This is a genomic window from Xanthomonas sp. SHU 166 (assembly GCF_000364685.1).
GTDB lineage: Bacteria > Pseudomonadota > Gammaproteobacteria > Xanthomonadales > Xanthomonadaceae > Xanthomonas_A > Xanthomonas_A sontii.
On sequence record NZ_AQOJ01000191.1, the window covers coordinates 1 to 9,078 of the forward strand.

Genomic DNA, 9,078 nt, shown 5'->3' on the forward strand with positions numbered 1-9,078 from the left:
CGTGCCGGCGCCTGTTGCGCCATCTGCGTGCGCGTGGCGGCGACGGTCCTCTGCTGGAACTCGGCTGCGGCAACGGCTGGCTGTCGTATCGCCTGGCCAGCGGCCTGCAGCGCGAAGTCTGCGGTGTCGACGTCAATCGCACCGAACTGGCGCAGGCGGCGCGAGTCTTCGCCGACGCGCCGCGGTTGAGCTTCGTCGCCGGCGACATCCTGCGTTTGCCGCTGCCGGCGCAGCGGTTCGATGTCGTGGTGGTGCCGGCCTGCCTCCAATACTTCGCCGATCCGCGTGCGCTGATCGCACGCCTGCTGCAGCTGCTGCAGCACGACGGCGAACTGCACATCCTCGACAGCCCGTTCTACGCTGACGCTGAGAAAGCCCAGGCCAGCGCCGCGCGCAGCCTGCGCTACTTCAGCGACCTGGGCTGCGCCGAACTGGCGCAGCAGTACCACCAGCACACCGAGGCGGTATTGGACGGCATCGTGCTGCGCCGCTTGTTCGACCCACGGCGGCTGTCGGTGCGTTGCCTGCGGGCGTTGCGCTGGCGCCAGCCGCATTTCCCGTGGCTGTGCATCCGCAAGCGCGACAATCTCGCGCTGGGCGCGGCTTAGCCGGTGCTGCCGGCCGCCAGCGCGTCTGTGGCGACACCTTATTGCGGCGCCGTTGCGATTGGCGGCGGCGGCGCATGGCAGACTGCCGCCTTCTTCCCCTGCATGGACTCCCGATGAGCGGCACGCAACGCGAACTGACCTTCCGCTTCCTGGCCGAACCGATCGACGTCAACTACGGCGGCAAGGTCCACGGCGGCGTGGTGATGAAGTGGATCGACCAGGTCGGCTATGCCGCCGCGGTGGGCTGGAGCGGCCACTACAGCGTGACCGTGGCGGTGGGTGGCATCCGCTTCGTCTCGCCGATCCGCATCAGCGACATGGTCACGGTCGGCGCCAAGCTGGTCCACACCGGCACCAGCAGCATGCATTTCGCCATCGAGGTGCGCGCCCGCGATCCGATGGGCGGCGAGCCGCGTCTGTGCACGCATTGCATCATCGTGTTCGTGGCTCTGGATGGCGTCGAAGGCCGCCCCACCGCGGTGCCGGCCTGGCATCCGGACACGCCGGAAGACCATCGCCTGGCCGAGTACGCGCAGAAGGTGATGGAGCTGAGCAAGGGCATCGAGGACACCATCGCCCACTACCACGGCTGAGGGCGCGCGTCCGCGCGCTGGCTCAGGCGCGCCAGTCCGCGGGCGCGATGCGGCAGTCGCCGTCGAACAGGCGGCCGCCGTGCACGGCCAGTTCCTGCTGCGCCAGCGCCAGCACCGGCGCGCAGTCGGCGCTGGCGAACAGCGTGGCGAAGGCCTGCTCGAAGCGCGCGCCCACCGCCGGATCCATCCGTGCCAGCAGGCGCGGCACCCACTTGCCGCTGCCGTACCAATGACCGCGTCCGCGCAGCGCCAGTTCCGCCAGGCGCGGATGCAGCAGGGCGCCGATGGCGAGGATCTCGGCGGCGCTGCGCTCGCCGCACAGGTCGTCGACCAGGTCAGTGATCTCGTAGCGCAGCGCGTCCCGTTGCGCCTGCGTCAGCGGCGGCGGCCCGGCCTGCAGCCGCGCGGCGACTCGGCCTTGCAGGCTGCGTGCGGATTCGGTCGCGGTGCCGACGAGGGTGCCCTCGGCGATCATGTGCAGCAGGCTGGGGCGGCCGCGGGCGGCGTCTTCGTCGACGAACCAGGCCAGCGTGCCCGGGTCGTGCACGAAGGCTTCGACCGGCATGCCGTCGGCGAGGAAGGATTCGCGGCGTGCGGCCGGCAGGCGCTCATAGACCACGACCAGGTCGAGATCGGAGAGATGCGTGCCTTCGCCGCGCAGGATCGAGCCGGCGGCGAAGCCGAACGCCGCGTCGGCGTAGCGGGTGCACAGCAGCGATTGCGCGATCGCCAGCGCCTGGGCGGGCGTGGGCAGGACGTGCTTGGCCGGCATCAGCGCAGCGCCTGCAATTGCGGCCAGGACGCGGCCCGGCGGACGGGCTCATCGGCACGGCAGGACTGCGAGGCAGGCGAGGGGCGTGGTGTCATCGAAGTTCCGGTGACGCGATCGAGGCGGACAGCGTATCGTGCCGGCGGGCAACGCGGACGGCGACGATGACCCTCCAGGCGGACAGCGCGGAACTGCAGCGGCAATACGGCGATACACAGCGGCTGGTGCAGCGTAAGTCGCTGCATGCCAAGTACGGCCGCGGCGATTGGTACCCGTGGTTGCGCGGGCAGGTGCCGCTGGCCGCAGACATGCGCGTGGCCGATATCGGCTGCGGCACCGGCCAGCTGTGGGGCGCGCTCGCCGGGCAGTGGCCGCCATCGCTGGCAGTGCAATTGCTGGATCGCTCGCCGGCCATGGTCGCTGCGGCATTGGCGCAGGCGGCGACGTTGCGGCCACAGGGTGTGGTCGGCGACGCGATGTGCCTGCCGCTGCGCGATGCCAGCATCGACGCCGCACTGGCCGTGCATATGCTCTACCACTTGCCCGATCCGCATGCGGGCGTGCGCGAGCTGCGGCGCATCGTTCGTCCAGGCGCGGCAGTACTGGCGGTGCTCAATGGTCGCGACAACATGCGTCAACTCGCGCAACTGGTCGCCGGGGTGGCCGGTGGCCCGGACCGCGACCCGTCCACCCTGCGCCTGGACGCGGAGGCGGGCGCGCACCTGTTCGCCATGCACTTCGCGCAGGTCCGGGTCGCACGCTTCGACGACGTGCTGGTCTGCACCGATCCCGAGGACGTCATGGCCTATCTGCAGAGTCTGCCGTTGCCGCCGCAGGCGCACGCGTCAGCCTTGCGGCAGGCGGTAGAGGCGGCGTTTGCGCATGGCGACGGCGCGTTGCGGATCGACAAGGACGTGCGCGCGATCGTTGCCACCGCCTGAGGGCGGCCGCGTCGGTGCCAGTGGCACGACCGCCAGCCGGGCGGCCGCGAAACGCCACAACCAAAAAGGCCGCTGTCCCCAGCGGCCTTTTCTGTGCGGTATCTGCGGAGCGGCGGCTTACATCGCCACGCGGCGCGCCTGCACGAACTTCTCGCCCCAGTAGCCGGAAGTCAACGTGTCCACGCGCACGTCCTTGCCGCGGCTGGGGGCGTGCAGGAAGCGGCCCTCGCCGACGTACAGGCCGACATGGTCGACGCGGCCCTTGCGACCGAAGAACACCAGGTCGCCCGGCGCCAGTGCGTCGCGGTCCTTGATCAGCTGGGCATTGGCCTCGCGGGCCATCTCGCGCGACACGCGCGGCAGTTCGATGCCCAGCGCGGTGCGGAACACGTAGCCGACCAGGCCGCTGCAGTCGAAGCCTTCGGTGTCCTCGCCGCCCCAGCGGTACGGGGTGCCCAGCAGCGCCATGGCGCGCTTGAGCACGGACTGGACCTTGTCGCCGCCCGGCACCACGCCTTCGCGCGGGACCGGCTGGGACACGTCGTAGTTGGCCAGCAGGCGGCTGATGTCGCCGGCGAACATCGCCGAGCGGTCCATCAGCGGAATGGTGTCGTTGGCGGCCAGGTGCGGCAGCAGGGCGGCCAGGGTGGCGGTGGCGGCGGCGTCGGCCTTGCTGCGCGACGGTGCGGGCGCCTGGGCGGCGGCCGGCTTGGCCGAGGTGGTGGTGTTGGGGGTCTGCGCCGCCGCCTGGGCGGTGGTCGCGGTGGCGCTCACCTGGGCGGGAGCAGGGGCGACGGTCGCGATCGCTTCCGGGACGACGGTGTCGGCGGGAGCGGTCTGGGCCAGGGCCGGGAGGGCCGAGAAACAGAGCGAGGCGGTGCAGAAGAGGCGGAAAGCGGTCCGGCGGGGAACGGCGGGCTTGCCTGGAGAGGTCTGGGCTTCGGTCGTCACGCTTGGATCACAAAATAAAACGATGGGGGATCATGCCTTGTAGACAGAAATAGGAAGTTCAAATAAGGTTAAATTTTCGTAATTATGAATGTGGGTGAAATCACAGTTCAGCGCAAAACCCGCTTTGCGCCGGTGTAGTGGTCCCGCCAGTAGGCCCCGTCCAGCGAATCCAGGCGCACCGTGCCGCCCGTGCTGGGAGCGTGCACGAAGCGGCCTTCACCGACATAAATTCCGACATGCGTCACATTTCCAGCACTGCCGAAGAACACCAGGTCGCCGGTGCTCAGGCGCTGCGGATCGATCCGCGGCCCCTGCACCGCAGCCAGTTCGCGCGAGGTGCGCGGCAGTCGCAGGTCGAGCATGTCGCGGTAGACGTAGGCGACCAGGCCGCTGCAGTCGAAGCCGGACTCGGGGGTGTTGCCGCCGTAACGGTAGGGCGTGCCGACCAGGCCCAGCGCCCGCATCAGCACTGCGTTGGCCGCGCCCGGGTCGGCCGGCGCCACCTGCGGCCACTCGCGCACCGCCACCGGTGCCGGCCGGGTGTGGCGGACCTCGTGGCGTCCGCAGGCCGCCAGCGCGGCGGTGCACAGCAGCGGAAGCCACCACGGGAACGCGCGGCGGCCGCGCGGCGAAACTGGCGTGTTGTGCATGGAGCCGGGATAATGCGCGACCTCAGAAGGCCGCCATCATGGCGGCGCTCCCGGCGGCCGACAAGCCGCCCATCCCGTCTGCCCCCGGCAGCCACAGCGCAGAGTGCACATGAAGATCGAAAAAGACCGCGTCGTCCGTTTCCACTACACCGTTTCGGAAGTCGGTCAAGAACCGATCGAAAGCTCCAAGGACCGCGATCCGCTGGTGATCCTGGTCGGCCACGGCAACATCATCCCGGGCCTGGAGAACGCGATGATGGACAAGGCCGCCGGCGACAGCTTCGGTGTCGACGTGGCCGCCAAGGACGCCTATGGCGAATACCGCGAGGGCCTGAGCCAGCGCGTGCCGAAGAAGCATTTCGGCGCGGTCAAGCTGCAGCCGGGGAGCCAGGTGGTGCTGCAGACCAACTTCGGCCCACGCGCGGTGACCGTGCAGAAGGTCGGCATGAGCGTGGTCGACGTCGACCTCAACCACCCGATGGCCGGCAAGGACCTGCACTTCGACGTGGAGATCGTCGACGTGCGTGAGGCCAGCGCCGAAGAGATCGAGCACGGCCACGTGCACGGCGACGGCGGCCACCACCACTGAGTGCGTTGGCGGCGGTGCCGGTCGCGCCGGTGCCGCCAGCCCTGGCGCCGCACGCAGCGGCGCCATCGTGCCGCTGCGGACGCCGGCGGCCTTCCTGATCGCGGCGAGGGACATCGCCGGCCTTCCGCCCGGTGCCGCCTTGGCCACTTCCGCCCCCGTGTTGCAGCCCGTCGCGCCCGCCGAGCGCATCGCCACGCTGGACGTGCTGCGCGGTTTCGCCCTGCTGGGCATCCTGCTGATGAACATCGAGAGCTTCGTCGGCCCGCTGGACGCGGCGATGACCGGCCTGGATCCGGCGCTGCGCGGCGCCGACCGCATCGCCGACGCCCTGGTCTACATCCTGGTGCAGGGCAAGTTCTACACCTTGTTCTCGCTGCTGTTCGGCATGGGCTTCGCGGTGATGGCGCAGCGTGCCGAGACCGCGCGACGGCCGTTCAGTGGTTTCTTCCTGCGCCGCAGCGCGGGGCTGCTGCTGATCGGCCTGCTGCACGCGCTGTTGTTGTGGTCCGGCGACATCCTGGTCAGCTATGCGTTGCTGGCGTTCATGCTGCTGGCGTTCCGCGAGGCGCCCACGCGCTGGCTGCCGGGCATGGCGCTGGTGGTCTACCTGTTCGCGCCGGCGCTGTGGCTGCTGGTCGGCGCCGCCGCCTGGGCGGCGCAGGCCGATCCGCACGGTGCAGCGCAGTGGCATCGGGACATGGCCGAGCAGGCGCAGCACGGCGCGGCGGCGCTGGCGCAGCAGCGCGAGGTGTTCGGCCATGGCAGCTACGCCCAGGCCACCGCGCAGCGCGCGCGCGACCTGATCGAATCGCTGAGCGGGCTGCTGTTCAATGCGCCGACCATCTTCGGCATGTTCCTGCTCGGCGCCTGGTGCGTGCGCAGCGGCCTGGCCGCGCAACCGCAGCGCTTCCCGCGGCTGCTCGCCGTGCTGCGCTGGGGTGTGCTGCCGCTGGGGCTGGGGCTGATGCTGCTGAGCTTCCGGCTGGAGCCGTGGATGGATCCGGCGCGGCTGGATCTGCGTCTGACCTGTGCCTACGCCCTGGCCAGCGTCGCCAGCGGCCTGATGGCGCTGGGCTATGCGGCCTGGCTGGTGCGCGCCGCAGCGGCGTTGCAGTGGCTGGCGCCGGCCGGACGCATGGCGCTGAGCAACTATCTGCTGCAGTCGCTGGTGTGCACGACGTTGTTCTACAGCTACGGCTTCGGCTATTTCGAACAACTGCCGCGCGCCTGGCAGATCCCGTTCGCGGTCGCGCTGTTCGCGCTGCAGGTGGCGCTGTCGCACTGGTGGCTGCAGCGGTTCCGCTTCGGTCCGGTGGAGTGGCTGTGGCGCTCGGCCAGCTACCTGCGCTGGCAGCCGATGCGCCGCCGCGACGCGGCCTGAGCGCAGGCGCTGCAGCGGCGTCCTCACATCTGCCGCGCGGTCGCCCATGGCATGCTCCGCGGCGACCGAGACATGCGACAGGACAGCCGATGGACGATGTGAGAAGCGGATACGGGTTCGCCAGCGACGCCACTGCGCCGCGCGCCGAGCGTGCGCCGTGAACGGGGCGATCCGCGATTACGACCTGCTGGTGCTGGGTGGTGGTTCGGGTGGCCTGGCCACCGCGTTCCGCGCCGCCAGCCACGGCGCACGGGTGGCGATCCTGGAGCCGAGCGCGCTCGGCGGGACCTGCGTCAACGTCGGCTGCGTGCCGAAGAAGGCGATGTGGCTGGCGGCGGATCTGGTCGAACGCATCGATCTGGCGCGCGCGGTCGGCTTCGCCATTCCGGAGGCCACGCTGTCCTGGGCGGAACTGGTGGCGCATCGCCAGGGCTACATCGGCAACATCCACGCCAGCTACCGGCGCCGGCTGGATGCCGACGGCGTGGTGCTGATCCCGCGGCGCGGCCGGCTGGTCGATGCGCACACCGTCGAATGCGACGACGGCGTGCGGGTCAGCGCCAAGCACGTGGTGATCGCCACCGGCGCGCACGCGCTGCGGCCGAACATCGAAGGCGCCGAGCTGGGCCTGGTCTCCGACGACTTCTTCAATCTCTGCGAGGCGCCGCCGCGGGTGGCGATCGTCGGCGGCGGCTATATCGCGGTGGAACTGGCCGGGCTGCTGCAGGCGCTGGGCAGCCGGGTGGAACTGTACGTGCAGGGCGAGCGCCTGCTGGAGCGGTTCGACGCGGAACTGGCACGGCAGCTTGCCGACAACCTGCGCCACCAGGGCGTGCGCCTGCATTTCGGTTACCGCGCCAGCGCCTTGCGCCGCAGCGGCGAGGGCCTGTGCGTGGTCGATGCGCAGGGGCAGCCCGGCGAGCGCGTCGAAAAGGTGTTCTTCGCGATCGGGCGTCGCCCCAACACGCGCGACCTCGGCCTGGAAGCGCTGGGCGTACGCCTGGGCGACAAGCACGAGATCGTGGTGGACGCGTACCAGAACACCGACGTGCCGGGGCTGTATGCGATCGGCGACGTGGCCGGCAAGGTCGGCCTGACCCCGGTGGCGATCGCCGCCGGGCGCAAGCTGATGGACCGCGTGTTCGGCGACCGGCCGCAGGCACGGCTGGACTACGAGAACGTGCCCAGCGTGGTGTTCTCGCATCCGCCGCTGGGCCAGGTGGGGCTGGGCGAGGAGCAGGCACGCGAGCGCTATGGCGCCGACGCGGTGACCGTGTACCGCAGCAATTTCCGGCCGATGCTGCAGGCGCTGGCCGATTCGCCGCAGCGCAGCCTGTTCAAGCTGGTGTGCGTGGGCGCCGAGGAGCGTGTGGTCGGCTTCCACCTGCTCGGCGATGGGGTCGACGAGATCCTGCAGGGCTTTGCGGTGGCATTGAAGCTGGGCGTGACCAAGCAGCAACTGGAAGACACCGTGGCGATCCATCCGACTTCGGCCGAGGAAGTGGTGCTGATGCGCTGAGGTCGCCGCGATCCGGCGGCTGGTTGGCTGTGGCGCCGTAGAATGGCGGCATGCACGTGTCCTCTTCTCCCTGCCGCGGCGCCGCGCGATGAGCGCGTCCGGCACGTCCGCCGCCGTCGCCCCCAACGCTACCCAGGCCAGCCTCGGTGGCGTGCTGCTCGCCGCCGGCGGCGCGATCGCGTTCTCGGGCAAGGCCATCATCGTCAAGCTCGGCTATCGCTATGGCGTCGATGCGGTGACTCTGCTGGCCTTGCGCATGCTGGTGGCACTGCCGTGCTTCGCGGCGATGGCGCTGTGGGCGGCGCGCCGCGCGCCGCCGCTGCAGGCGGGCGACCGTTGGCGGATCGTCGCGCTGGGCGTGCTCGGCTACTACCTGGCCAGCTTCCTGGATTTCCTCGGCCTGGCCTACATCACCGCGACCCTGGAGCGGCTGATCCTCTATCTCACCCCGACCCTGGTGCTGCTGATCGGCGTGCTGCTGTGGCGGCGGCGTCCGCAGCGGCGCCAGCTATGGGCGCTGGCGTTGAGCTATCTGGGCGTGTTGCTGGCGTTCGGCCACGACCTGCAGATCGGCGGCGCGCGTACTGCTTGGGGGAGCTTGCTGGTATTCGGCAGCGCGCTGGCCTATGCGGCCTATCTGGTCGGCAGCGGCCAACTGGTGGCGCGGGTCGGTGCGGTGCGATTGACTGCCTACGCCAGCCTGGTCGCCTGCGCGCTGTGCATCGCCCAGTTCCTGCTGCTGCGGCCGCTGCACGCGCTGGTCCTGCCGGCACCTGTCTACGCGCTGTCGCTGCTCAACGGCACGCTGTGCACGGCGGTGCCGGTGCTGGCGACGATGCTGGCGGTGCAGCGCATCGGCTCGGCGCTCGCGTCGCAGATCGGCATGCTCGGCCCGGTCTCGACCATCGTGCTCAGCGTGCTGGTGTTGGGCGAGGCGATGGGGCCGTGGCAGATCGCCGGGACCGTGCTGGTACTGGGCGGGGTGCTGCTGGTGTCGCGGCCGGTGCGGGCACGGTCGGCATGAGTCCACGGCGGCCGCCCGCAGCGAGCGCGTCGGCGCCGGCCGCGACGGCGGCG

General features: G+C 70.6%; 10 protein-coding genes. 7 read left to right on the plus strand and 3 right to left on the minus strand.

Annotated features, from left to right (window positions below; genetic code table 11):
• Window positions 1-608: class I SAM-dependent methyltransferase (locus D180_RS06760; RefSeq protein WP_017912195.1), on the plus strand; the 608-nt coding region annotated here is incomplete at its 5' end.
• 113 nt (window positions 609-721) lie between these two features.
• Window positions 722-1,201, plus strand: a complete 480-nt coding sequence (locus D180_RS06765) for an acyl-CoA thioesterase (protein WP_017909252.1) — start codon at window positions 722-724, stop codon at window positions 1,199-1,201.
• A gap of 22 nt (window positions 1,202-1,223) precedes the next feature.
• Here the strand turns inward: D180_RS06765 and D180_RS06770 are convergent, their stop codons facing one another.
• The gene (locus D180_RS06770) at window positions 1,224-1,973 is read right to left on the minus strand and encodes a hypothetical protein (RefSeq protein WP_017912196.1); all 750 of its coding nucleotides are present in this window, start codon (window positions 1,971-1,973) and stop codon (window positions 1,224-1,226) included.
• A gap of 161 nt (window positions 1,974-2,134) precedes the next feature.
• On the opposite strand from D180_RS06770, the gene D180_RS06775 reads away from it, so the two are divergent.
• Window positions 2,135-2,911 carry a class I SAM-dependent methyltransferase gene (locus D180_RS06775; protein WP_017912197.1) on the plus strand — a complete coding sequence of 259 codons (777 nt, stop codon included), beginning with the start codon at window positions 2,135-2,137 and terminating at the stop codon, window positions 2,909-2,911.
• Window positions 2,912-3,028: 117 nt separating this feature from the next.
• Here D180_RS06775 and D180_RS06780 read toward each other — a convergent pair whose 3' ends face one another.
• Window positions 3,029-3,862 (minus strand): C40 family peptidase, encoded by an 834-nt coding sequence (locus tag D180_RS06780; RefSeq protein ID WP_081616424.1) that lies wholly within the window; start codon window positions 3,860-3,862, stop codon window positions 3,029-3,031.
• A 107-nt stretch (window positions 3,863-3,969) separates the two neighbouring features.
• On the minus strand, window positions 3,970-4,512 hold the full coding sequence (locus D180_RS06785; RefSeq protein WP_017909248.1) for a C40 family peptidase: 543 nt from the start codon (window positions 4,510-4,512) through the stop codon (window positions 3,970-3,972).
• Window positions 4,513-4,621: 109 nt separating this feature from the next.
• On the opposite strand from D180_RS06785, the gene D180_RS06790 reads away from it, so the two are divergent.
• The 4 genes from D180_RS06790 (at window position 4,622) to D180_RS06805 (ending at window position 9,025) form a co-directional block, all read left to right on the plus strand.
• A complete protein-coding gene (locus D180_RS06790; RefSeq protein ID WP_017909247.1) occupies window positions 4,622-5,101 on the plus strand; it encodes a peptidylprolyl isomerase in 480 nt (159 codons plus the stop codon).
• 139 nt (window positions 5,102-5,240) lie between these two features.
• The gene (locus D180_RS06795) at window positions 5,241-6,482 is read left to right on the plus strand and encodes a DUF418 domain-containing protein (protein WP_232760374.1); all 1,242 of its coding nucleotides are present in this window, start codon (window positions 5,241-5,243) and stop codon (window positions 6,480-6,482) included.
• Window positions 6,483-6,639: 157 nt separating this feature from the next.
• Window positions 6,640-8,001 (plus strand): glutathione-disulfide reductase, encoded by a 1,362-nt coding sequence (gorA, locus tag D180_RS06800; protein ID WP_017912200.1) that lies wholly within the window; start codon window positions 6,640-6,642, stop codon window positions 7,999-8,001.
• Window positions 8,002-8,089: 88 nt separating this feature from the next.
• Window positions 8,090-9,025, plus strand: a complete 936-nt coding sequence (locus tag D180_RS06805) for a DMT family transporter (RefSeq protein ID WP_017912201.1) — start codon at window positions 8,090-8,092, stop codon at window positions 9,023-9,025.
• Window positions 9,026-9,078 lie beyond the last annotated feature (53 nt).

Coding starts and splice junctions, on each gene's coding strand:
- D180_RS06765 (WP_017909252.1), top strand. CDS start 722: ATGAGCGGCACGCAACGCGAACTGACCTTCCGCTTCCTGGCCGAACCG.
- D180_RS06770 (WP_017912196.1), bottom strand. CDS start 1,973: ATGCCGGCCAAGCACGTCCTGCCCACGCCCGCCCAGGCGCTGGCGATC.
- D180_RS06775 (WP_017912197.1), top strand. CDS start 2,135: ATGACCCTCCAGGCGGACAGCGCGGAACTGCAGCGGCAATACGGCGAT.
- D180_RS06785 (WP_017909248.1), bottom strand. CDS start 4,512: ATGCACAACACGCCAGTTTCGCCGCGCGGCCGCCGCGCGTTCCCGTGG.
- D180_RS06790 (WP_017909247.1), top strand. CDS start 4,622: ATGAAGATCGAAAAAGACCGCGTCGTCCGTTTCCACTACACCGTTTCG.
- D180_RS06805 (WP_017912201.1), top strand. CDS start 8,090: ATGAGCGCGTCCGGCACGTCCGCCGCCGTCGCCCCCAACGCTACCCAG.